Consider the following 22,920-nt stretch of genomic DNA (forward strand, 5'->3'; position numbering starts at 1 on the left):
TGCCCTGACCCGCTAATCTGCTGTGCGCTGGAACGGTGCCCGAGTGGTTGAAGGGGCACGCCTGGAAAGCGTGTGTACGGGCAACCGTACCGAGAGTTCGAATCTCTCCCGTTCCGCCAGCCAGAATCAGAGCGTCGCAGTCGGCCCCAGGCCTGCTCCGGCGCTCTGTTCATTGCTTCCGTCCTGTCCTGCCCCTGGCCCCCGCGCCGGGGGTTTTTCATTCGCCGGAAATCTTGAACTGCGGGGACTGGTTTCAGGCCGGCGGGGTGACGTATGGTGCCGCTTGCACCTACAACTTCAGTTTCCGGCCGGCGCGCCGTTGCCCGGCCCCATCTGCCGCGTCCCGCTCTGCCCGGAGGAAATCCCGTATGCCCAGATCGTTCCTGTCGTCTGCCCGTCTGCCTGCCGCCCTGATCCTGAGTGCCGCGCTGGCGGCCTGCTCGTCCGCTCCGCAGCCGCAACTGGCGGCCACCGCTGGCCTCCCGGCGGGGTTCAGTGAGGCGCAGACGGCGCTGCTGGCCGAGGGAAGCGGCCGGGGCGGCGCCCTGAGCGCGCAGGCGGCCGCGTGCCCCACGGCGCTGGCCCTGCCGTTCGGGCAGAGCGGCCTGGATACCGGCGTGTACTGGTACGCCAGGGGCGAGAGCGGCAGCCCCGGCGGGGTGGGCTGCAAGGCCCGCGCGGACGGCGCGGCGATCAGCGGGTACTACGACCCGGCGAAGCCCGTGATGCTGTTCGTGCACGGCTGGCAGGACGGCAGCACGGTGGCGGGCGTGCGCGACAACTTCTACTTCAGTGACGGCAACCTGAATGTCGCGGACGCCTGGATCAATGCCGGGTGGAACGTGGCGCTGTTCCACTGGACGCAACTGGCCGACGACGAGGGCACCGTCAGCGTGCCGTACCACTCTCAGGCGAAGATCTGGACGGCCGGGTACTCGTACCGCGACACGCTGGGCCGCACGCAGAACATCGGCATGCGCTACCGCACCCCGACCGGCGCGTACTCGGTGACGGGCGCCCCCACCGTCAGCGCCGGGCAGCTGTTCTACAACGCCTACCGCAGCGCCCTGAGCCAGTGGACGTACAGCGGCGCCGAGGGCGTGCGCGTCATGGGGCACTCGCTGGGCGCGCAGATGGCCCTCGCCATGACCGAAAAAGCCTACGCCGACGCTGGCCTGAGCGCCGCGAAACGCCCCCGGCGCGTGATCCTGGCCGACCCGTTCTGGTCGCCCGCCAGCGCCGCCTACGGCCACTCGTACGCCTACCTGAGCCCCGACGCGAACCCCGCCGCCCGCAGCGCCCGCATCGCGCAGACCCTGAAAAGCAGCGGCGTGGCCGTCGAGTGGATCAAGTCCAGCCGCCTGCTGGACCTGGGCGGCGACAACAACCTGAACATGGCTAAATTCATCAGCCGTACCGAGGTCTTCCCGGACTACGTGTTCGACCTGAACCCCGCCAGCGGACTGGCCCGCAAGCACGGCGCCGCGCCCCGCTGGTACCTCTGGAGCCGCTCGTTCGCCGCGAACGGGGCCGTCAGCGCCGCGAACACCCAGTCGGTCGCCGTGACCCGCATGAACAGCGGCGTGCGCTACGACCAGAACGGCGGCAAGAGTAGCGCCACGCCCGGCGACGACACCTTCGTCAGCGCCGCCAATCCCTGACCAGCGGCCTCTGACCGGTGGGGGAGAGGCGTGCCGCACACCTCCCCCCACCGGTCACGGGTCAGGTGGTGCGGACCCGCCACGCGCTGAACAGCGGCAGCAGCGCCAGGACGGCGCAGGCTCCGGCCAGGACGGGGAAGCCGGCGCGGGCGATGATCACGCCGCCCAGCGCGGTGCCCACGCCCGCCGCGACGTACCCCAGGCCGTCCGTGACGCCCTGCGCGGCCGGGAAGCGGGTCAGGGACTTGCTGCCCGCCACGAACGCGAGGTTCCAGCCGAGGCCCAGCAGGAACATGCTGACGGCCAGCCACGCCGCGCCGCTCAGGGGGGCGCTCAGGGCGGCGGCGGCCAGCAGCAGCGCGCCGCTGACGTACCCGAAGCGCAGGCCCAGCCGGTCGATCAGCGGGCCGGTCAGCCAGCCGAAGCCGAACATGCCCAGGATGTGCCCGCTGATCAGCGCGGCGACCGCGCCGTGATCCATGCCCATGTGGTGCGCCCGCAGCGGCGTGAGGCTCATCAGGGTGACCATCAGGCCCTGCGCGGCGGCCAGGGCCAGCGCGGTGCTGCGCACGCCGGGAATGGCGAAGGCCGCCCGGACCGTCAGTTTCGCGGGGGCAGCAGCCTGGGCAGGCCGCGCGGTGGGCGCAGGGGTGGGGGCGGTGGGCCGCCACAGGCGGATCAGCAGGGCCGCGACGCCCAGCAGCGTCCCGCCGACCAGCCACCCGGCGACCTCCGGGGTGCTGCCCAGCGCCGCGCCCAGCGTCTCGATGGGCCGGGACGCCCCGGTGATCAGGAACGACCCGAGTACGCTCATGAGCATCAGCGCGCCCAGCGCCGCGCCGCGCCGGTCGTCGGGCACGCTCTCGGCGGCGGCGTAGCGTGCCTGCTGGTACCCGCCCTGCGCCGCGCCCATCAGGCACGCGCCCAGCAGGAACACGGGCAGCAGCTCCCAGCGGGCGCCCACGAAGCCCACGGCGGCCCCCAGCGCCCCGAGCGCGAAGGCGGCGCTCAGGCCGGTGCGGCGGCCCCGGCGGATCATCAGCGCCCCGAACGCCCCGGCCGACAGCGCCGCCGACGTGCTGATCAGCGTGCTGGGCAGGCCCACCAGCGTCTCGAAGTGCAGGCCGCTCATGATCAGGCTGGCCAGCACGGTGCTGACGGTGGTCGCGCCGGTCGCCAGGGCCTGCGCGGCGTACAGGGGAGCCAGCCTCCCGACGTTCAGGGCGGGGCGGGGCAGCGCGGCGTCACTCATGCCGGCATGATGACAGCCCCGCGCCGCTCACGCCGCGCACCACTCACGCCTCGCCCTGCGCCTGCCAGCGGGCCTGCACCGCGCCGCGCAGGTACGTGGCGGCGTCCTCGGTGCTGGCTCCGGGCGTGAATACGCGCCCCACGCCCAGTTCCGCCAGGGTCGGCAGGTCCTGATCGGGGATGATGCCGCCCCCGAACACGATGATGTCCTGCGCGTCCTGCTCGCGCAGCAGGGTCATGACCTCCCGGAAGTAGTGCATGTGCGCGCCGGACAGCACGCTCAGGCCGATGGCGTCCACGTCCTCCTGCACGGCGGCGTTCACGATCATCTCGGCCGTCTGGCGCAGGCCGGTGTAGATGACCTCCATGCCCGCGTCCCGCAGGGCGCGCGCCACGACCTTCGCGCCACGGTCGTGGCCGTCCATGCCGGGTTTGGCGATCAGTACTCGAATTCGGCGGTCCTGTGTCATGTGGTTCCTCCTGCCCCCGTCTCGGCTGACCGGGCGGCGCACTCTTGCATTCAGAGGGGCCGGAGGACGGTTCGCGCCGCACCTCCCGGACCCTAACGGGCGTTTGGTTGCCATTCTACGCACCGCCGCGCCCGACTGTCCCGCCCTGCCGTCTGGAGCGCCCGTCGTGACCGGTCGTCACGCGCCCATCAGGAACGCGGTGTACAACCCTTCTCATGAGCGCCCTGCTGCCCCTGACCCTGGCCGTGCTGACCTCGCTGCCCACGCCCACGCCATCCGCACCGGGTCCAGCCACGCCCAGCCCCGCGCTGGTCGGGACGACCTGGGTGTTGCAGACCGTGCAGCCCGCCGGCCGCGCGCCCATCACGCCCGGCGCGCGCCTGACCCGCCCCACCCTGACCCTGACCGCCCCCACCCTGAGCGGCAGCGGCGCCGAACTGACCCTGGGCGGCAGTACCGGATGCAGCCCCCTGAGCGGCGCGGCCCGCCTGGGCACCGCCGGCCCGCTGAAAACGGCCACGCTGCTGCTGCGCGGCGTGCAGGGCGGTAGCAGTCAGACCTGCACCGACGCCGCCCTGAGCCTGCGCGAGGACTACCTGAACCTGCTGCGCGCCACCACCCGCTACGCCCTGAGCGGCGACACCCTGACCCTGAGCGCCGGGAAGGGCCGCCTGACCTTCCGCGCGACCACCGGAGACCGCCTGAACACCACCCTGAACGGCGCCTGGACCGTCACGCGCCTGAACGCCGCAGGGCGCGACCTGCCCATCAGCGGCCTGCTGAATGTCAGCTTCGACGGGCCGAAAGTGACGCTGGGCGGCGTGGTCGGCTGCAACGCCCTGCGCGGCACCGGGGCGCTGCTGGACAGCCCGGCGCGCGTGACCTTCGGGCCGGTCAGTTCGACCCGCATGGCCTGCACGCCCACCCAGGCGCAGGCGGAAACCGCCCTGACCGGCCTGCTGCGCGCCCCGCTGACCGTCACGCAGGCGGGCAGCACCCTGACCCTCAGCGGCGCGGTCGGCACCCTGACCCTCACGCGCGGCCCCCAGTCCACCGCGACCCCGGCGCCCACCCCGGTCATGCCCGACCCGGCCGCCACGTACACCCTGACCCGCGTGAACGGCGCGCCCGCGCCCGCCACCGCCCGGCCCGTCAGCCTGACCTTCCGGGACGGGCGGGTGGGCGGCGTGGACGGCTGCAACAACGTGGGCGCGCCCTACGCCCTGCGCGGCACTCTACTGAGCCTGACCGGCCCGGCCTTCACGACCCGCATCGCCTGCCCGGAAACCGGCGTGAACCTGATCGGCCTGCTGGACCGCGCACCCACCCTGACCGTGCAGGGCGCCGCCGGACGCGGGCAGACCCTGACCCTGACGGTGGACGCCACCCCCGACGCGCCCGCCGAACGCTGGGAATTCCAGGCCCGCTGAAGGTAAGCCTGACGCACACAGAAGGGCGGCACTCCACATCTGGAAGTGCCGCCCTTGATGTTGTACGGCGTTCAGCGGGCCAGCAGCACCGCCAGCGCTGCCAGCGCGGCCGGGACCGTCTGGATGAACAGGATGCGGCGGTTCGCGGTCGCCGCGCCGTACAGGCCCGCGACCGCCACGCACGCCAGGAAGAACAGCTGAATCGCCGCCGAGCCGGTGACCAGACCCCAGATCAGCCCAGCTGCCAGGAAGCCGTTGTACAGGCCCTGGTTGCCCGCCATGACGCGCGTCGTCGCCGCGAGTTCCGGCGTGGTCCCGAAGGCCTTCATGGCGCGCGGGGTGGTCCACAGGAACATCTCCAGCACCAGGATGTACACGTGCAGCAGGGCGATCAGGCCCACCAGCGCGGCGGCGAGCAGGGTCATGCGCCCAGCTTGGAGGTCCGGGCGACCACCCGGTCACGGCCCAGCGTGGCGAGCAGGTCCGGCAGGTCCGGGCTCTCCATGGTGCCTGCCACGGCCGCGCGCACGGGCGGCATGACCTTCCCGAGCTTCAGCCCACGCTCCTCGGCGAACGCCGCGAAGGCCGCCTTGATGGACGCCGCGTCAAAGGTCGGCAGGTTCTTCAGCGTGGCAGCCAGTTCCGGCAGCAGCTCGCGCGCGTCGTCGATGGCCGCCTGCGCCTTCTCGGTCACCGGGTACTCCTCGGACCAGAAGTAGGGGGTCTTCTCCATGAATTCGCTGAACACCTCGATGCGCGGCGTCATCAGGCGCACGACCGAGCGGAAGTAGTCGTCCAGGGGGAGATTCACCTTCTGATCGGCCAGGAAGGCGTGCAGCCTCCGGGCGACCTCGTCCTCGCTCAGTACCTCGCGCAGGTACTTGCCGTTGTACCAGCGCAGCTTCGCCTGATCGAACACCGGGCCGCCCAGCGTCACGTCCTCCAGGCGGAACACCCGCTCGAACTCGGCCAGATCGAACACTTCCAGGCCGTCCGGGTGCGTCCAGCCCATCGTCGCCAGGAAGTTCAGCATCGCCTCGGGCAGGAAGCCCTGCCCCTGGTACCACTCGACGCTCGTGGGGTTCTTGCGCTTGCTGATCTTGGACTTGTCCGAGTTGCGCAGCAACGGCATGTGCGCGAACACCGGCTCATCCCACCCGAAGGCGCGGTACAGCAGCACGTGAATGGGCGTGCTGGTGATCCACTCCTCGGCCCGGACGACATGCGTCACGCCCATCAGGCGGTCGTCCACGACGTTCGCCAGGTGATAGGTGGGGAAGCCGTCGGCCTTCAGCAGCACCTTGTCGTCGATCTCGCGGTTCTGGAAGTGAATCGGGTCGCGCAGCAGGTCGTTCACGACCGTCTCGCCCTCACGCGGGACCTTCAGACGGATCACGGCCGCCTCGCCCGCCTCTGCCCGCGCCTGCGCCGCTGCCGGGTCCAGGTCGCGGCTGGGCACGGCGATCACGCGGCCCTCCGCCTGCGCCGCCTCGCGCAGCGCCGACAGCTCATCGGCCGTCTCGAAGGCGTAGTAGGCGTGCCCGCTCGCCACGAGCCCACGGGCGTAATCGCCGTACAGGTCGAAGCGCTCACTCTGACGGTACGGGCCGTTCGGGCCGCCCTGAAGCGGCGACTCGTCGGGCGTCAGGCCCAGCCACGCCATCATCTGGAAGATGCGCTTCTCGCTGTCCGGCACGTAGCGGTTGCGGTCGGTGTCCTCGACGCGCAGGATGAACTTCCCGCCCGACTGGCGGGCCAGGGTGTGGTTGAACAGGCCGATGTACGCGGTGCCCACGTGGGGGTCACCCGTGGGACTCGGAGCAATGCGGGTCACGACAGACATGACGCACAGCATACGAGGCGGCGGGGCGTTCCTGCCTTCCCACCCGTCCCGCCCTGCCCGTCCCGCCCTGTCCGCGCCGCCCGCCCGGCCCCCCCCGGCTGCCAGGGCCTATGCTGCCAGGGCATGTCCCCGCACCCCGACCCGTCCCCGACCGATCACCCGGCCCCTGCCACGCGCCTGACGCAGACCACCACCCGCCTCTTCGGCTACTACCCCGGCACGGTCGCGCTGGTCACGGCCGCGCACGCCGGCACGCGCAACGTCATGGCCGCCGGCTGGCACACCGCCCTGAGCGAGACGCCGCCCCTGTACGGCGTGTCGCTGGGCCGCGAACGCGCCACGTACCCGCTGATCCGCGCGTCCGGGGCGTTCGGCGTGAACTTCCTGCCGCTGGCCCGCGCGGACGCCATCCACGGCAGCGGCCTGCACAGCGCCCACGACGGCACCGACAAGCACGCCCTGCTGAACCTGCCCACCCTGAGCGAGCAACCCCTGGCGCTGAGCGGCGCGTACCTGCACTACACCTGCCGGGTCACGCAGGTCATCCCGGTCGGGGATCACGACCTGATCGTCGGGCACGTGCAGGAGGTCCGCTTCGACCCGGACGCCTTCGACCCGCGCGGCCTGCTCGCCGCCCCGCCCGCCCTGTACCTGGGCCGCAGCCTGTACGCCACCCTGGGCGCCGACCGGCTGGACGCCCGCCCAGACGGGCTGTAATACGGACTCCGATTGAAAGGGCTGCAAAGACCCTTCAATCCGAGCGGATGCGAGTAGGAGGGAAACGGGTTCCGGACGTGGAGCCGGCAATCCGGCGAAGTTCCGGATTGTTGGCGAAACAACCGGAATCCGTATGACGAACCTCACACTCGCCGACACCGCCCTGACGCGCCTCCCCGATGGTCAGGGGCGTGAACCGCTCCGCTCGCCAGTCCGTCCGTCTCGTCCAGGCCCTGCTGCCGCTGCTGCTGACCGGCGCCGCGCACGCCGCCGCGTTCAGCGTGGGCGGCGAGATCCGCAACCCCACCGCGACCCGCCCGCTGGGCAGCGGGGAACTGCGCGTCCTGATGACCAACCTGGGCGGCGGCTGGCTGCTGGGCATGGGCCCCCTGACCGGCACGCGCTTCAACGTCGTGGTGCCCGGCACCTTCCAGCCGCCCGTGCAGCCCCTGGATGTCTGCCCCGGCGTGAAGGTCACGCCCGCCGGGGCACGCACGTACACCGCCGAGACCCTGCTGCTCTTCAATCCCGCCACGAACGCAGTCGCCACGCTCGTGCAGGGCGACGCGCCCACCGACCCCACCGAGCGCGGCCAGTGGATCTACAGTGACCGCACCGTCACCCTGAGCGGCCGCTGCGCCGGCCTGAACACCTACTACGCCCTGACCCTGCGGCCCGGCTGGACCGGCGTGACGACCGAGAGCCGCGACGGACGCTTCGAGATCCGCAACGCCCGCCGCAACCTGCCGTACTGGGTGCAGCCGGTCCTGAGCACCGCCGCGCGCCAGACCTTCCCGGCGCTGTTCAGCGGGCAGCGCAGCGCCTTCAACCGCTGATACGGACTGCCGGTTGTTTCGACGGCAATCCGGAAGTTCACCGCCCCTGACGGCTCCACGTCCGGAGGGGCGTTTCTCTCCTGCTCTGCGGTGCAGCTCTACGAGTCGCATCCGCTCGGACCGGGCGGGCTTTGCAGCCCATTCAATCGGAGTCCGTATGAGTGGTTCTGCTAGCGCGGCGCGGCGTCCCGGCCGCGTGGCACGTCCCGCACGCCACGCCGCCCGAACGAGTGCGCGAGGTCCCGTTCGCTCAGGCGCAGCACGGTCGGGCGGCCGTGCGGGCAGGCCCAGGGGTGCTCGCAGGCGCCCAGGGCGCGCAGGACCGCCTCGCCGCGCGCGTGGTCCAGCATGCCGGCCTTCAGGGCGGGCGCGCAGGCCAGCCGCGCCAGCACGTCCCGGCGCGGGTCCGGATGGTCGCCCAGCGCGGCCTCCACGATCTGCTCGTGCAGGCGCGGCACGCCCAGCGCCGCCAGCGTGGCGGGCACGGTCCGCAGGCGCGCCAGTCCCGCGCCGAAGTCCTCCAGGGTCAGGCCCCAGGCCTGGAGCGCGGCGGCGCGTTCGTGCAGGCGGGCGGTCTGTTCGGGCGTCAGGTGCAGCAGTTCCGGTTCGGGCAGTTCGGCGGGCGGTTCGGCCTCCAGGGTGCGGGTCAGGTGCTCGAACAGGGCGCGTTCGTGCGCGGCGTGCGCGTCCACGATCCACAGGTCCCCCTCGCCCTGCGCCAGCAGGTACAGGTCCTGGTACACGCCCAGCAGCGTCAACGCCGGGAAGGTCCCCTGCGCGGCCTCCTCGCGTCCGGCCTCTGGCGGTGCGAGCAGCGCCGGGGCCGCCCGCGCCAGCGGATGCGCCGCCAGCGCCGCCGCCACCGCCGAACGCACCCGCGCCGCCACGCCCGGCAGGTCCGCCAGCGCCACGACCTGCTTGGCCGGATGCACGTTCGGGTTGTGATCCTCCGGTGCCACCGTCAGGTCCAGCACGCACAGCGGCGCCGCGCCCGCCGGGAGCAACTCCGCGAAGCCCTCGATCACGGCCCGTTCCAGTTCCGGCGGGGCCAGGATGGGCCGCCCGTTCACGCTGAAATGCATCCGGTCGCGCCGCGCCCGCGTCAGCTCCGGGCGGGACACCACGCCCCGCACGCCGCCGGCCACGACGGTCAGCACCCGGTTCGCGCTGAGCGGGCCGTACACGCTCGCCACCGCGCCCCGGTGATCGCCCGGCGCGTGCGTCAGGCGCACGTCCCCGTCCACGCACAGCCGCCAGTACAGCCCCGGATGGTGCAGCACGTACCGGCCCAGCAGCGCCGTCACCTCGCGCACCTCGGCCGCCGCCGGAGCCTGCGTCCGCAGCCGCCCCGGCAGCGCCGCGAACAGGTTGCGCACCGTCACGGTCGTTCCCGCCGGAGCCGACGTGCGCGACACCTCCACCTCGTCCCCGCAGGCCCGGACCTCGCAGGCGCCCACCTGCGCCGCCGGGCGCGTCACCAGCTGCAACTCGCCCGCCTGCGCCGCCGCCCACAGCGCCTCGCCCCGGAAGCCCAGCGTCGTCACCGCGTCCACCGACGCCGCGTCCGGCGCCAGCTTGCTCGTCGCGTGCCGCCGCGCCGCCAGCCCCGCCGAGGCCGCCGGAATGCCCGACCCGTTGTCCCGCACCCGCACCAGCCCCAGCCCGCCGCCCTCCAGGTCCACCTCCAGGCGGGTCGCGCCGGCGTCCAGCGCGTTCTCGATCAGTTCCCGCACCACGTCCAGCGGCCGCGACACCACCTCACCCGCCGCGATCAGCCGCGCGACGTGAGGGGGCAACACATGAATCGTCATCGTCCCCCGAGGCTAGCGCAGCCGCGCCCTGCCAATCCCGCCCCGCACCGCTTTTTCGGGGCTGACCGGGGTTCAGTGTTCGTCCGGCAGCACCTTCCCCGGATTGAGGATGTTCAGCGGGTCCAGCAGCGCCTTGACCTCACGCATCAGGTCCAGCGCCTCGCCGTGCTGCGCCCGCAGGAAACGCCGCTTGTGCAGGCCCACGCCATGCTCGCCACTGCACGTGCCGCCCACCCGCAACGTCTCGGCCACCATCCGGTCGTACGTGACCCCGATCCGCTCCCAGGTGGCCGCGTCCCCGGCCGGCGCGTGGAACAGCACATGAAAATTCCCGTCCCCCACATGCCCCAGCACGCTCGCGTCCAGCCCGGCCTCCCGCAGCCGCTCGTGCGTGAACGCGATCACGCCCGCCAGTTCATGCAGCGGCACGCACAGGTCGGTGCTCAGGAACACCTCGCCCGGATACAGCGCCTTGAGGGCGTAGAAAGCGCGGTGCCGCGCCTCCCACAACCCCTCCAGTTCCGCCGCGCCGCGCGCCACCTGCACGTCCCGCGCGCCCGCATCCCGGAACAGCTCCGCGCACAGCGACAGCGCCTCCTCCAGCGCCGCGCCGGACGGCCCGGTCAGCTCGGCCCACAGGGTCGGCACCTCCGGGAACGCCCGGCCCAGGTGCCGGTTCACGGCCCGCAACCCCTGCGCGTCCATCAGTTCCAGCCGCTCGGGTTGCAGGGCCGCGCCCATCACCCGCGCCGCCGCGTCCGCCGCCGCCGTCAAGTCCGGGAACGCCCCGCGCAGCGCCGCCCGGTGCGCCGGCAGCGGCCACAGCCGCACCGTCAGCTGCGTGATCACCCCCAGCGTGCCCTCCGCGCCCAGGAACAGGTGCCGCAGGTCGTACCCGGCGCTGCTCTTGCGCGCCCGGCTGCCCAGGCTCAGCACCCGCCCGTCCGCCAGCGCCACCCGCAACGCCAGCACGTTCTCGCGGGTCGTGCCGTACCGCACGGCCGCCGTGCCGCTCGCGTTCGTGGACGCCATGCCGCCCAGCGTCGCCTCCGCCCCCGGATCCACCGGGAAGAACAACCCGTGCGGCCGCAGCGCCCGGTTCAGCTGCGGGTACGTCACGCCCGGCTCCACCACCGCCAGAAAGGAAGCCGGGCAGACCTCCACGATGCCCGTCAGGCCGCTCAGGTCCAGGGACACCGCGCCGGGCGGCGGAATCAGCTGCCCCTCCAGACTGCTGCCCGCCGCGAACGGCACCACCGGAAAGGCGAACCCGCGCGCCAGCGCCAGCAGCTGCACCACGTCGGCCTCGCCCCGCGCGAACAGCACCGCGCCGGGCCGCGCGAACTCCAGCCCGCTCTCATCGCGGCCGTGCGCGTCCAGCACCGCGCCCGCCGTACTCAGGGCCTCCCCGAACGCTTCCCGCAACGCCGCGAGCGCCCCCGCCGACAGCTCAGATTCAGGCATGCCCCACTATGCCGCGCCTGCGCCCCGCGGGCAGGCAGGTCTGGTCGGTCAGGATTGGGCGACCGGCTCTGCGCCCGCGCCCAGTTCCCGTTGCCAGCGGTGCAGGGTTTCCAGCGCCTGCATGGGCGTCAGGCGGCCGAGGTCCAGCGTGGCGAGTTCGCGCCGGAGGCGGGTGTCGTCGCCCTGCACGCTCAGGGCGCCCAGCAGGCGGGCGGCGCGGGTGGTGACCGCTCCCGGCAGTCCGGCCAGTCGGGCGACTTCCACGCCGTAGCTCTGGCGGGCCGCGCCGGGCACGACCTGATGGTAGAAGGTCAGGCCGCCGCTGCCGGCGGCGCCGTTCTCAAGCTGCACTTCCTCGGCGGCCACGTGCAGGTTGATCAGGCCGGGCAGGTCGCTTTCCAGGCGGGTCAGTTCGAAGTAGTGCGTGGCGAACAGCGTGTGCGCGCCCGCCGCGTGCAGGTGTTCCAGCGCGGCCTGCGCGATGGCGAGGCCGTCGAGGGTACTCGTGCCGCGCCCGATCTCGTCGAGGATGACGAGGCTGCGGGCGGTGGCGCCGTGCAGGATGGCGGCCAGTTCGCTCATCTCGACCATGAACGTCGAGCGGCCCCCGGCGAGGTCGTCGCTGGCGCCGATGCGGGTGTGGATGGCGTCGTAGACCGGCAGTTCGGCCCGGTCGGCCGGCACGAACGACCCGATCTGGTGCAGCAGGGCGCACAGGGCGGCGGTGCGCAGGTACGTGCTCTTCCCGGCCATGTTCGGGCCGGTCAGCAGCAGGGTGCGCTGGCCCTCGCCCAGGCGCACGTCGTTCGGCACGAAGCGCCCGCCCAGGCTGCCTTCCACGACCGGGTGCCGGGCCTGCGTCAGCTGCGTGTGGCCGGCGGTGGTGACGGGCCGGACCCAGCCGCCCAGCGCGGCCATCTCGGCCAGGGCGGCCAGCACGTCCAGTTCGCTCAGGGCGCCGGCGGCGTCGGACAGCGCCTCGGCGTGCGCGGCCAGCGAGTCGCGCAGGTCCGTGAACACCTCCAGTTCCAGGCGTTCGCTCGCGGCGTCCAGCCGGGCGATCTCGCGTTCGCGTTCCCGCAGGTCCGGGCGGGTGAAGCGCGCGCGGTCCTTCAGCGTGGCGATCTGCCGGTAGTCGGCCGGGACCTTGCCCAGGTGGGCGCCCGTGACTTCCAGGTAGTAGCCGAACACGCCGTTAAACCCGACCTTGAGGCTGGGAATGCCAGTGCGGGCGCGTTCGCTGACCTCCAGTTCCGCCAGCCACGCGCGGTGCCCGATGGCCGCGCCGCGCAGTTCGTCCAGGCCCGCGTGGAAACCGTCGCGGATCAGGCCGCCGTCGCCCGCGCGGATGGGCGGCTCGTCCACCAGGGCCGCGCGGATGCGGGTCACGACGTCCGGCAGGCCCTCCAGGCGCGTGCGGACGGTTGCCAGGAGTCCCGACTGGCCGTCCAGCAGCGCCGCCGCCTCGGGCAGCAGGTCCAGCGTGCGCGCCAGGGACGCCACCTCGCGCGGCGTGGCCCGGCGGGTCGCCACGCGCGCTGCCAGCCGCTCCAGGTCGTGCGCGCGGTACAGCAGGGACCGGGCGGCGCCGCGCAGGTCCGGCGCGCGGGTCAGGGCTTCCACGCTGTCCAGCCGGGCGCGGATGCTCACCTCGTCCAGCAGCGGGGCGCGCAGCCACGCCCGCAACCTCCGCCGCCCGCCGGCCGTGCGGGTGTGACCCAGCGTGTCCGTCAGGGTGCGGCCCTGCGGGGACTGCGCCGTGAACAGCTCCAGCGCCCGCACGGCCGCGTCCGGCAGGCGCATGTGCGCGCCCGGCTCGAAACGCACCACGCGCCGCACCATGTCCAGCCGCCCCTGCTGCGTCACGCGCGCGTACCCCAGCACCGCCCCGCAGGCCCGGCGCAGCGCCGCCGACGCCAGTTCCGGCGACACCTCGCCCAGCACGGTCAGCAGTTCGGCCTGCGCGGCGTCCTCGTCGAAGGTGGCGGGCGAGAGCATCACGGGAAACCGCGCCTGGAAGTCCGAGAGCAGCGCCGCGTTCCCCGACAGTTCCGGCGCCAGCAGCACCTCCCGCGCCCGCCAGCGCGACAGCTCGTCGTACAGCGCCAGGCGCGTGTGGAACGCCGCGCAGCGGAACTCGCCCGTACTGACGTCCAGCAGCGCCAGCGCGTACCCGTCCCCGGTGGCGACCGCCGCGAGGTAATTCTCGTCCGCGCCCAGGTGCCGCTCCTCGGTCACGGTGCCCGGCGTGAGCAATTGCGTGACCTTGCGTTCCACCAGCCCGCTGCCGGGTTCCTCGACCTGATCGGCGACCGCCACGCACACGCCCGCCGAGAGCAGCCGCTCCACGTGTCCGTCCAGGGCGCGCAGCGGAATGCCCGCCATGGGCGTACTGAAGTCCCGGCTGCTCTTGTGCGTCAGGGCCAGCCCCAGCAGCCGCGCGGCGCGTTCGGCGTCCTCGCCGAAGGTCTCGTAGAAATCACCGACCTGAAACAGCAGCAGCGCGTGCGGCAGCTGCGCGGCCACCTCGTCGCGCATCCGCACGTACTGTTCCAGCATGGGCGGGAGTGCGCCCGACCCGGTTCCCTTCAGGACGTTCTGAGCCCGCATCCCGCGCAGCATAGCGGCGGCGCGCCCCGCCTGACAGCGGCGGCGGCACAAACGGAGACGCGGCAGGGGAGGGGTGGCCGGAGGGCGCAGCGAAAACGCCCGGCGTGACCGGGCGGGAGGGGTGAACTCGGGGGGTTGTGCGCCGTTACTCGTCGCAGCCGAGGGCGCGCAGCAGGTCGAGTTCCGTGATGGGACGGACGGGCAGGGCCGGCGCAGCAGGCTGGGCGGGACGGCGGAAGAAGAGACGGCGCAGCAGTGCAGTCATGGGGGCTCCTGAACTTCAATGAATCTGATGTGATCCTGACTGTACATGAAGAGCACTTCATGGGGATGTGATGAACCTCACCCTGCCGGCGCAGCAGCGCGGCGCGCCGTCCGGGCAGGTGCGGGCCGTGCGGCGCGCTGAACCGTGTCCCGGTTCGCCCGCCTGCGGGAACGGCGCGGCCTACCATGCCGGACATGGCTTACGATCCCCGCATGAACTACGACCCCGCCCGCAAACTCACGGACGGCGACGTGCAGGACCTGAAACCCGACGGCTGGTACGGCGACGACGGCAAACTGTTCCGCGAGTTCGAGTTCGGCACGTACCAGCAGGGCGTGGACTTCGCCATGCGGGTCGCCGCGCAGGCCGAGGAACGCGGCCACCACCCGGACCTGCATATCTACTTCCGCAAGGTCCGCGTCAACTTCTTCACGCATGACGCGGGCGGCGTCACGCAGGCCGACATCGACGGCGCGCGGGCCGTGGACACCCTCCTGCCCGCCCCGGACGCCCAGGCGGACCAGGATTGAAACTCCGCATTCCCGACGCGGACGTCCTGTGGGACGCCCTGCCTGACGCGCGCCGCCACGAACGGACCCTGCACGTCCAGCCGGGCGACCTCGACGACCTGAACCACGTGAACAACACCGTGTACCTCGCGTGGTGCGAGCAGGTCGCCCGCGAACACGCCCTGCGCCTGGGCATGGGCACCGACGCCCTGAGCGCCCTGGGCGCCGTGCCGGTCGCGCGCCAGCACGTCATCACGTACCACCGCCCGGCCGTGCTGGGCGACGCGGTGCGGGTCCGCACGGCCCTGACCCTGCACGCCGGGGTCCGCAGCGTGCGCGCCTACGCCCTGGACCGCGTGAACCCCGCCGACCCCGAAGGCGGCGTGCGTCTGGCTGAATGCCAGACCGAGTGGGTGTGGGTGGACCCCGTCACGGGCCGCCCCAAACGCGCGCCCGAGACGGTCAGCGACCGCTTCGGGTTCAGCGACGCCGTGTTCAGCCGCTGAAGCCAGAGCCGCTGAAGCCGGGTGGGCGGCCTACCCCAGGTCGCCCAGCGTCCCGGCGGGCAGCAGCACGGCGCGCGCCGGTGCGCCGTCCACCTCGGTCAGCGGCAGCGGCAGGCAGATCAGGTCGTACCCGCCGTCCGGCACGCCGCTCAGGTTCAGGCCCTCCAGGATCAGGACGCCCGCCTCGCGGCAGGCGTGGTGCCCGTCGAGCGTCTTGCTCGTCAGCGGGTCCACGCTGGGTGCGTCCGTGCCGATCAGGGTCACGCCGCGCCGCGCGGCCTCCCGCACGAACGCCGGGGACAGCGCGGCAAACACGGTAGGGAATTCCTGCCAGTGCGCGGGCTGCCCGGTGTTCAGCAGCAGCCGGGGCGGCAGGCTGCCCGGCAGGTCCGCCAGGGCGTCCTCCTCGACCGTCAGCGGCTCGCCGCGTCCCTGCACGCTGACCACCCGGCACGGCCCGACGTAGGTGGCCAGCGGCACGCCGCTCATCTTCACGCCCGCGTCGTCGTAGTGCCACGGGGCGTCCACGTGCGTGCCGGTGTGCGTGCTGGTGCTCAGCTCGCCGGTGTTCACGCTGTCGCCCTGCGCGATCCGGGCGCCCGGCGTGACCCGGAACAGGGCGTCGCCAGGCCAGTTCGGATGGCCGGGCGTGAGCAGGCGGGAGATGTCGATGGGGTAACGCGGCATACCCCACCATAACAACCGGCTCCGCGCCCCATTGCGCCCATGACGCGCATCCCGGACAATGAGGCATGAACCTGCGGACGCTGGGGGAACTGTCCGTGGAGGGCGTGACCTTCCGGCGCGAGAAGGTGTTGCTGCTGCTGGCGTTCCTGTGCCTGGAAGGCCCGCAGCCGCGCCGCCGACTCGCGGACCTGTTCTGGCCGGACGCCGCGAACCCCATGAACTCGCTCGCGCAGCACCTCGTCCACCTGCGCGGCCTGAACGGCGCGCTCGGCGAGGACGGCCCGCGCGTCGCCGCCGGCCCGCAGGTCCGCTGCGACGCCACCGACCTGAGCGGCGCCGTCCGCCTCGGCCGCCCGCAGGACGCCGCCGACCTGTACCGCGGTCCCTTCCTGGACGGCCTGACCATCCCGCTCGGCGCGGACCTCGAGGAGTGGCTGTTCGACACCCGCGAGAGCATTGCCCGCACCGCCCGCACCGCCCTGACCACCCTGGCCGCGCAGGCCGCCGCGCACGGCGACACCACCCGCGCCGGGGACCTCGCCGCGCGCGCCCTGACCCTGCCCGGCGCGCCCCCCGCCGACGAACTGGAACTGCCGCGCCTGCACCACCTGCTGACCCTGGCCGCGCACCCGCTGGCCGCGCAGGTGGACCGCGAGGCCCGCACGCTGGGCCTGCACCTGGACGCCGTGCCCGTCACGCCGCCCGCCCCGTTCGCCGGGCGGGAAGGCGAACTGGCCGCGCTGGGCGCCCTGCTGCCCGGACAGGTCGCCTGGGTCAGCGGGCACGCCGGGATGGGCAAGACCGCGCTGCTCGACGCCCTGGCCCGCGCCGGCGGCTGGACGGTCCTGCCGGGCCGCGCGGACCTGCCCTTCGGCACGCTGGCCCCGCTGTGCGCCGCGCCGCCCGCCAGCGCCCACGCCGCGCTGGGCGCCCTGCGCGACCCGCAGGCGCGCGTGGCCGTCGACGGCTGGGAGGGCACGGACCCCGGCACGCAGGCCACGCTGACCCTGGCCGCGCAGTCCCGGCCAGCGCCGGGACGGGACACGCCCGCGCGGCCCGGCGCGGCCCTGTTGATCACGGGCCGCACCCACCCGCCCTTCGACGTGGACCTGCACCTGCACCTGGGGCCACTGAACCCCGGCGACCTGAGCGCCTGGCCGGACCTGCACGTCCGCACGGACGGGCACCCGGCCCTGGTCGGCGCGGCCCTGCGCGGCCAGCCGCTGGACCTGCAGTTCGGCGCGCGGGTTCGCGCGTACCCGGACCCGGTGCGTGACACGTTCCTGACGCTCGCCGTTCAGGATCAGCCGAACCTGCGCGCCACCCGCGCCGCCATGAACCTGGGCGCGCAGGACTTCGCGCGGATCCTGTCATTCCTGACGACCGAGGGCCTGACCACCGAGACGGGCCGCGCCTACGCCGCCGCCGCCACCCGCGACGCCCTGGCGCAGATTCACGTACACGCCGCCCTGATTCACCTGCAACTCGCCCGCGCCCTGCCCGAAGAGGACGCCTGGCCGTTCTACGACCGCAGCCGCGACCTGTGGGAGGACGCCGACGAACGCCGCGCCGCCCGCGCCGCCCGCCTGCGCGCCCACGCCCACCTGAAACGCGGCTACCCCGGACAGGCCGCCGCACTGCTCGACACCCTGGCGCACCTGAGCGAACTGGCCGTCCCGCACGCCTGGGCGCTGATCGGCGTGGGCCGCTACCAGGACGCCCTGACCCGCCTGGACACCCTGAGCCCCCACGACCAGCAGGTCAGGGACGCCCTGGCCGCCCGCGCCGTCGCGCTGGTCTACCTCGGGCGCGCCGACGAGGCCGTGGTCCTGGCCGACCGGATCGGCGGCAGCGGCCCCGACGCCGCCCACGCCGCCAGCGTCCGCGCGCACGCCGCCCGCATGCGTGAACAGTGGGAGGACGCCCGCCGCCACGCCCAGATCGCCGCCGACCTCTGGAACCTGCACGGCGACGACGAGGCGCACCTGACCGAACTGGGTATGGTCGCCCGCGCCCAGGTGGGCCTCGGGGCGGACCCCGCCACCGTCTTCGGGCCGCTGCTGGACCGCGCCCGCGAGATTCCCAGCGCCCGCAGCCGCCTGCTGATGAACTACGTGATGCTGCTGGGCAGCCTCGGCCAGCGCCCGCAGGCCGAGGCGCTGTACCCCGCCCTGATGCAGGCCCTCCACGAGGCCGGCGACACCTTCGGACTGGCGAACGTCCACATCAACCGGGGCGTGGACGCCCACGAGAGCGGCCAGCACGCCGAGGCCGCCGCGCACTACCGCGCGGCCATCACCCACCTGCGCGGCACCGGGAACACCCGCCTGCTGGGCGTCGCCCTGAGCAACCTCAGCGAGATCGACGGCGACCTCGGGGCCTTCGAGGACGCCCTGACCCTGCTGACCAGCGCCGGGCAGCAGGAACTGGTCGCGCAGATCCGCCGCAGCGTCCAGGTCCGGTCGCCCTGAACCCCACCCCCGGCGCCCGATCATGGCCCGGTCACGATCCGCCTGACATGCTGCGCCCCGGAGGGACACCCATGATCCGAACCGCATTCCGCACCCGTCTGCCTGCCCTGCTACCTCTGCTCCTGCTGGGCGCCTCGCACGCTCAGCAGAGCGCGCCCGCGACCATGGTGGCCCGCACCGCCGGGGTGTACCCGGCCGCCGCCGCGCCCGGCGAGACTGCCTGGATCTTCGGGCTCAATGGCGTTCCCGCCGAGGGGAAACTGAGCGTCGGCGGTCAGACGACCGGGTACCGCATCGACCGCCCCAGCGGCTGGCTGGCCTTCCAGGTGCCCCAGGCGGCTGCCGGGGGACCACAGGCCCTCACGCTGCGCGGCGCCCCGCAGAACCTGCGTCTGAACGTCCTGACCGTGCCCCCCGGCACCGACGCCCTGGTGTACGTCCGCCCCGACGCGGCAAAGACCGTGCAGGCCGAGTACACCCGCCGACTCCGGGCCCTATCCGAAACCTGTGCGAAAAGCTGCCCGGCCGAGGTGCAGACCGTCCTGAAAAGCCTGGGCGCCCAGCCGTCTCCCGTCCTGACCCCCATCACGTCACCCGTGAAGGGCCAGGGGGTCACGCCGGGACTGGCCGCGCGGATCACCGTGACCCCCACCGTCCGCGCCCCCCTGATCAACCTGAACACCCTGAAAGCCACGAACCTGACCCAGCTGCTCAACCCGGCCGCGCGCCCCGCCGCCGCGCCCACCGACTCGATCTGCTCGGCCCTGGCCGGCACGGTCCCCACCGCCGGGCTGCCGCTGGGTCAGGTGCTGACGCTGCTGGAACTGATCTTCGCCGGCGACCTGCAGACCGACCCGGTCCGCGTCGGCTGGCCCAATCAGGCCAAGGAGCCTCCCCACGCGAAAACGCCCCCCGCCACCGTGCTCGGCCGCCTCCTGAACTTCAAGGGAGGCAGCGGCAAGGGCGTGACCATCCACGTCCTCGACACGGCCAGCGCCACAGAGGACCCCTTCACCTACAGCGGCCAGTACTACAACGTGCCCTTCACGGATCGCCCCCACCATGGCCGGGCCATCGGCGAGATCGCGCAGGCCGTCGCACCCGGCGCGGCCGTGCAGTACCGGCAGGTGTGCGCGAAGGACGGCACCTGCTCCACCCTGACGACCGTCCAGGCCCTGTGCGCCGTCGCCACCGAGGCCCGCCGCGGCGGGCGGCACGTCGTGAACCTCAGCGTGGGCGGCCCGAACCCCACGCGCGGCCTGGAACTCGCCCTGCGCGAGATCGCCGCGCTGGGCGTACCGACCGCCGCCAGTTACGGCAACCGCGACGACTGCGCCCGGCTGATTGCCGGGGACCGCTGCAACCACTACCCCGCCGACTGGACCCGCACCTTCGAATTCGGCCCGGCCGTCAATCTGGCGTCCCGCAGCCTGCGGCCCACCATGCTGCTCAGCGTCGCCGGATGGGACATCGCCGGCGGGCAACTGGCCACCTACAACCGGGGCGTGGGAAACCCCGGCCTCCTGAGCGAGGCACCCAGCGTGCAGGCCCCCGGCGAATTCTGGCTGGGCGGGTACCCCTACTTCGGGACCAGTTTCGCCGCGCCGGTCGTGAGCGGCGTCCTGGCCAACTGGATGAGCTGCCAGCCCGGCGTGCCCCTGCTGCCCCTGATCACCACGCCCGGCCAGCCCCCCCTCGCGCCGAACGTCGTGAACGCCTGCCCCTGAACCCAGTCGCGCCCTCCTGTGACCACCCGGCCTGACAGCGGGTGGTCACATCCACTTGACCCCCCCACCGGGTGTGTCGCTACAATGCTCTATGAAACTTCTCACATTCGGCGGAGTGTCAGTCGAGGGCGCCACCTTCCGCCGCGAGAAGCCCCTGCTGCTGCTCGCCTACCTGTGCCTGGAAGGCCCACAACCCCGCCGCCGCCTCGCCAGCCTGTTCTGGCCCGACGCCGCCAACCCCATGAACTCCCTGGCGCAGAACCTCATCCGCCTGCGCCCCCTGACCGGCGCCGTCCTCGAACACGGCAGCCGCGTCGAGGCCCTGCTCCCCAGCGACACCCAGGCCTTCCGCGACCACTGCCGCGCCGCCCGCCCCGCCGACGCCCTGACCCTGTACACCGGCGCGTTCCTCGAGGGCCTCACCCTCGACCTGAACCCCGACCTCGAGGAATGGCTGCTCGACACCCGCGAAACCCTCGCCCGCGAAGCCCGCGCCGCCCACCTGAGCCTCGCCGGACACCACCACGCCCGCGCCGAACACACCCCCGCCCACGCGCACGCCGAACGCGCCTACCACACCCCCGGCGCACCCCCCTGCGACCCCGCAGACCTCCACCACCTCTGGCAGATCCTCGGCCCCACCGACCACCCCCTGACCCTCACCCTGCGCCGCGACGCCCGCGACCTCGGCCTCACCCTGCCCGCCCCCACGCCCGCCCTGCCCACCACCCCCCTGATCGGCCGCGCCGCCGAACTCGCCGCCCTGAGCGCCCTGCCACCCGGACAGATCGCCTGGATCAGCGGCCCCCCCGGCATCGGCAAGACCACCCTGCTCTCCGCCCTCGCCGGGCACGGCTGGCAGGTCTTGCCCGCCCGCAGCGGCCTGCCCCTCGCCACCCTCGAACCCCTCAGCCCCCACCCGCCCTGCAGCGCCGCCGACGCCCTGAACCTCCTGCGCGACACCCGCCTCAAACTCGCCCTGGACGACTGGGAGGACATGGATGACACCACGCGCGCCACCCTCACCCTCGCCGCCCGCCAGCACCCCGGCGCGACCATCGCCATCACCGCCCGCCAACCTCCCGCCCTGCCCACCCACCACCACATCCCCCTGCACTCCCTGACCGAACACGACCTGCACGCCCACCCCGGTGCGCACGCCGCCACCGGCGGCCACCCCACCCTGCTCGCCGCGTACCTGAACGGCACCCCCCCCGACCGCACCCTCGACGCGCACCTGACCCTCCTCGGCCCCGACCACCGCCGTCTGTTCCTCGCCCTGGCCGCGCAGGACACCCCCAACCTGGCCGCCACCCGCGCCGCCCTGAACCTCAGCGCCGCCACCCTCGCAAGTACCCTGGACACCCTCACCCGCGAAGGCCTCACCACCCCAGGCGGCAGCATCCGCGCCAGCACCCCCGCCCGGCAACTCCTCGACGCGCATCCCCTCGACACCGCCCTGACCCACCTGCACCTCGCCCGGCACCACCCCCACGACACCGCCTGGCCCCACTGGCTCGCCGCCCGCGACCTCTGGGAACTGGCAGACACACCGAAATGCGCCGCCGCCGCCCACTGGCACGCCGACCAGGAAATGAAACGCGGCTACCCCGCCAGAGCCGCGAAGACCCTGGAAGTCGCACCACAGACCGACGAAGTGAAACTGCTACGGGGATGGGCTGAACTCCGCACCGGGAACGCCACCGCCGCCCAGCGCATCGTGGACGACACACACCGCACCCCGCCCCACCGCCCCCGACCCTGGCAGACCCTGGCCGCCGCCTGCGCCCTGAAACTCGGCCACCTGAATGTCCTGCGCGACCTCCTCGACACCCTCGACCGCACCGGCAGCCCACCAGACGCCCGGACCACGCACCTGCGCGGCATGCTCGCCCTGCGCGAAGGCTGTGACCCCGAAGCCATGACTCTCTTCCGGCAGGCCAGTCTCCGTTTCCGCAGTGAGGGCCTGCCCGGCGACGCCGTCATCGCAGAATCCCTGGTCGCGATGCTGAACGTCCGACTCGGCCACGACGCCCACGACGCCTTCCGGAACGTCCTGAACGACTCACGGCCCTACCCACGCGAACGCGTTCACGTCCTCACCAACTACGTGTACTCCCTGACCGCCACGCACGCCCCCGACACCGACGTGAACGCCGCCTACGAAGAAACCGTCACCCTGGCCGCACAGACCAACGACCTCGAAGGAGGCGCCGCCGCCTGGAATACCTGGGGCGTCCACGCCCACCTCGCCCGCGACTACGAACAGGCTGCCCACCGCTACCGCCGCGCCCTGCACCTCGTCGAAGGCACCGGCAACCTCAGACTCCACGGCCTCATCCAGAGCAACCTCAGCGAACTCATGGACGACCACGCCCAGCTCGCCGCGACGCTGGACCTCCTGAGCGGCGCAGGTCACGACACCCTCAGCCAGACCATCCAGAACAACATCCTCCGCTGAACCGGACCGCCCCCCGACCGGACAGGAGTCACGGCCCGGTCACGCCCCACATGGTGCACTGCCTCCCGGAGGGAACCATGAATAAGAGACGGAATCTGGGCTTCATTCCACACCTGTGTGCGAGCCTGACCCTGCTGACCAGCCACGCGGCTGCGCAACAGGGCAGCCGTATACCAGTTGCCCTGCGAGGCGAATTCCTGG

17 protein-coding genes and 1 tRNA gene are annotated in these 22,920 nt (G+C 73.0%); 10 read left to right on the forward strand and 8 right to left on the reverse strand.

Going from position 1 to position 22,920, the window contains the following annotated elements; genetic code table 11:
- The first annotated feature begins 29 nt into the window (after positions 1–29).
- A tRNA-Ser gene (locus CBQ26_RS03115) sits at positions 30–119 on the forward strand.
- 249 nt (positions 120–368) lie between these two features.
- Positions 369–1,661, forward strand: a complete 1,293-nt coding sequence (locus CBQ26_RS03120) for a hypothetical protein (RefSeq protein WP_088247131.1) — start codon at positions 369–371, stop codon at positions 1,659–1,661.
- Between the two features lie 61 nt (positions 1,662–1,722).
- Here the strand turns inward: CBQ26_RS03120 and CBQ26_RS03125 are convergent, their stop codons facing one another.
- A complete protein-coding gene (locus CBQ26_RS03125; RefSeq protein WP_088247132.1) occupies positions 1,723–2,913 on the reverse strand; it encodes an MFS transporter in 1,191 nt (396 codons plus the stop codon).
- Between the two features lie 43 nt (positions 2,914–2,956).
- On the reverse strand, positions 2,957–3,382 hold the full coding sequence (locus CBQ26_RS03130) for a cobalamin B12-binding domain-containing protein (protein WP_078300392.1): 426 nt from the start codon (positions 3,380–3,382) through the stop codon (positions 2,957–2,959).
- 215 nt (positions 3,383–3,597) lie between these two features.
- Between CBQ26_RS03130 and CBQ26_RS03135 the strand changes: the two genes are divergently transcribed.
- Entirely contained in the window at positions 3,598–4,812 is a 1,215-nt protein-coding gene (locus CBQ26_RS03135; RefSeq protein WP_088247133.1) for an META domain-containing protein, read from the forward strand.
- A gap of 71 nt (positions 4,813–4,883) precedes the next feature.
- On the opposite strand, the gene CBQ26_RS03140 is transcribed toward CBQ26_RS03135, so the two are convergent.
- Together CBQ26_RS03140 and gltX are read right to left on the reverse strand one after the other, a co-directional pair.
- Positions 4,884–5,237, reverse strand: a complete 354-nt coding sequence (locus CBQ26_RS03140; protein ID WP_088247134.1) for a DUF1304 domain-containing protein — start codon at positions 5,235–5,237, stop codon at positions 4,884–4,886.
- Positions 5,234–6,655 carry a glutamate--tRNA ligase gene (gene gltX, locus CBQ26_RS03145; RefSeq protein ID WP_172417895.1) on the reverse strand — a complete coding sequence of 474 codons (1,422 nt, stop codon included), beginning with the start codon at positions 6,653–6,655 and terminating at the stop codon, positions 5,234–5,236. The genes CBQ26_RS03140 and gltX overlap by 4 nt, the downstream gene beginning before the upstream one ends.
- 123 nt (positions 6,656–6,778) lie before the next feature.
- Between gltX and CBQ26_RS03150 the strand changes: the two genes are divergently transcribed.
- Both CBQ26_RS03150 and CBQ26_RS03155 read left to right on the forward strand, forming a co-directional pair.
- Complete coding sequence (locus CBQ26_RS03150; RefSeq protein WP_088247136.1) at positions 6,779–7,372, forward strand: flavin reductase family protein; 594 nt, start codon at positions 6,779–6,781, stop codon at positions 7,370–7,372.
- A gap of 191 nt (positions 7,373–7,563) precedes the next feature.
- Complete coding sequence (locus CBQ26_RS03155; RefSeq protein WP_143341961.1) at positions 7,564–8,208, forward strand: hypothetical protein; 645 nt, start codon at positions 7,564–7,566, stop codon at positions 8,206–8,208.
- A gap of 170 nt (positions 8,209–8,378) precedes the next feature.
- Here the strand turns inward: CBQ26_RS03155 and mutL are convergent, their stop codons facing one another.
- The 3 genes from mutL to mutS all read right to left on the reverse strand — a co-directional run bounded on the left by mutL (position 8,379) and on the right by mutS (position 14,093).
- Positions 8,379–10,019, reverse strand: coding sequence for a DNA mismatch repair endonuclease MutL (gene mutL / locus CBQ26_RS03160; RefSeq protein ID WP_088247138.1), 1,641 nt, complete (start codon positions 10,017–10,019; stop codon positions 8,379–8,381).
- 72 nt (positions 10,020–10,091) lie between these two features.
- Positions 10,092–11,483 (reverse strand): FAD-binding oxidoreductase, encoded by a 1,392-nt coding sequence (locus CBQ26_RS03165; RefSeq protein ID WP_172417896.1) that lies wholly within the window; start codon positions 11,481–11,483, stop codon positions 10,092–10,094.
- A gap of 48 nt (positions 11,484–11,531) precedes the next feature.
- Positions 11,532–14,093, reverse strand: a complete 2,562-nt coding sequence (gene mutS, locus CBQ26_RS03170) for a DNA mismatch repair protein MutS (protein ID WP_229844290.1) — start codon at positions 14,091–14,093, stop codon at positions 11,532–11,534.
- 459 nt (positions 14,094–14,552) lie between these two features.
- Between mutS and CBQ26_RS03175 the strand changes: the two genes are divergently transcribed.
- Together CBQ26_RS03175 and CBQ26_RS03180 are read left to right on the forward strand one after the other, a co-directional pair.
- Positions 14,553–14,888 (forward strand): 4a-hydroxytetrahydrobiopterin dehydratase, encoded by a 336-nt coding sequence (locus tag CBQ26_RS03175; protein ID WP_088247140.1) that lies wholly within the window; start codon positions 14,553–14,555, stop codon positions 14,886–14,888.
- Entirely contained in the window at positions 14,885–15,373 is a 489-nt protein-coding gene (locus CBQ26_RS03180; protein ID WP_088247141.1) for an acyl-CoA thioesterase, read from the forward strand. Before CBQ26_RS03175 ends, CBQ26_RS03180 begins: the two co-directional genes overlap by 4 nt.
- Positions 15,374–15,403: 30 nt before the next feature.
- Here CBQ26_RS03180 and CBQ26_RS03185 read toward each other — a convergent pair whose 3' ends face one another.
- Positions 15,404–16,060 (reverse strand): cyclase family protein, encoded by a 657-nt coding sequence (locus tag CBQ26_RS03185; protein WP_088247142.1) that lies wholly within the window; start codon positions 16,058–16,060, stop codon positions 15,404–15,406.
- A 65-nt stretch (positions 16,061–16,125) separates the two neighbouring features.
- Here CBQ26_RS03185 and CBQ26_RS03190 point away from each other — a divergent pair, with 65 nt between their 5' ends.
- The 3 genes from CBQ26_RS03190 (at position 16,126) to CBQ26_RS21720 (ending at position 22,719) form a co-directional block, all read left to right on the forward strand.
- Positions 16,126–18,531, forward strand: coding sequence for a P-loop NTPase family protein (locus tag CBQ26_RS03190; protein ID WP_088247143.1), 2,406 nt, complete (start codon positions 16,126–16,128; stop codon positions 18,529–18,531).
- A gap of 71 nt (positions 18,532–18,602) precedes the next feature.
- Entirely contained in the window at positions 18,603–20,258 is a 1,656-nt protein-coding gene (locus CBQ26_RS03195; RefSeq protein WP_088247144.1) for a S8 family serine peptidase, read from the forward strand.
- 91 nt (positions 20,259–20,349) lie between these two features.
- Positions 20,350–22,719 (forward strand): AfsR/SARP family transcriptional regulator, encoded by a 2,370-nt coding sequence (locus tag CBQ26_RS21720; protein WP_172417897.1) that lies wholly within the window; start codon positions 20,350–20,352, stop codon positions 22,717–22,719.
- Positions 22,720–22,920: the final 201 nt, after the last annotated feature.

It is taken from the genome of Deinococcus indicus, from assembly GCF_002198095.1.
GTDB classification, from domain to species: domain Bacteria; phylum Deinococcota; class Deinococci; order Deinococcales; family Deinococcaceae; genus Deinococcus; species Deinococcus caeni.

Coding starts and splice junctions, on each gene's coding strand:
- CBQ26_RS03140 (WP_088247134.1), bottom strand. CDS start 5,237: ATGACCCTGCTCGCCGCCGCGCTGGTGGGCCTGATCGCCCTGCTGCAC.
- CBQ26_RS03190 (WP_088247143.1), top strand. CDS start 16,126: ATGAACCTGCGGACGCTGGGGGAACTGTCCGTGGAGGGCGTGACCTTC.
- CBQ26_RS03125 (WP_088247132.1), bottom strand. CDS start 2,913: ATGAGTGACGCCGCGCTGCCCCGCCCCGCCCTGAACGTCGGGAGGCTG.
- CBQ26_RS03150 (WP_088247136.1), top strand. CDS start 6,779: ATGTCCCCGCACCCCGACCCGTCCCCGACCGATCACCCGGCCCCTGCC.
- mutL (WP_088247138.1), bottom strand. CDS start 10,019: ATGACGATTCATGTGTTGCCCCCTCACGTCGCGCGGCTGATCGCGGCG.
- CBQ26_RS03120 (WP_088247131.1), top strand. CDS start 369: ATGCCCAGATCGTTCCTGTCGTCTGCCCGTCTGCCTGCCGCCCTGATC.
- CBQ26_RS03135 (WP_088247133.1), top strand. CDS start 3,598: ATGAGCGCCCTGCTGCCCCTGACCCTGGCCGTGCTGACCTCGCTGCCC.
- CBQ26_RS03185 (WP_088247142.1), bottom strand. CDS start 16,060: ATGCCGCGTTACCCCATCGACATCTCCCGCCTGCTCACGCCCGGCCAT.
- gltX (WP_172417895.1), bottom strand. CDS start 6,655: ATGTCTGTCGTGACCCGCATTGCTCCGAGTCCCACGGGTGACCCCCAC.
- CBQ26_RS21720 (WP_172417897.1), top strand. CDS start 20,350: ATGAAACTTCTCACATTCGGCGGAGTGTCAGTCGAGGGCGCCACCTTC.
- CBQ26_RS03165 (WP_172417896.1), bottom strand. CDS start 11,483: ATGCCTGAATCTGAGCTGTCGGCGGGGGCGCTCGCGGCGTTGCGGGAA.
- CBQ26_RS03175 (WP_088247140.1), top strand. CDS start 14,553: ATGGCTTACGATCCCCGCATGAACTACGACCCCGCCCGCAAACTCACG.
- mutS (WP_229844290.1), bottom strand. CDS start 14,093: ATGCGGGCTCAGAACGTCCTGAAGGGAACCGGGTCGGGCGCACTCCCG.
- CBQ26_RS03195 (WP_088247144.1), top strand. CDS start 18,603: ATGATCCGAACCGCATTCCGCACCCGTCTGCCTGCCCTGCTACCTCTG.
- CBQ26_RS03130 (WP_078300392.1), bottom strand. CDS start 3,382: ATGACACAGGACCGCCGAATTCGAGTACTGATCGCCAAACCCGGCATG.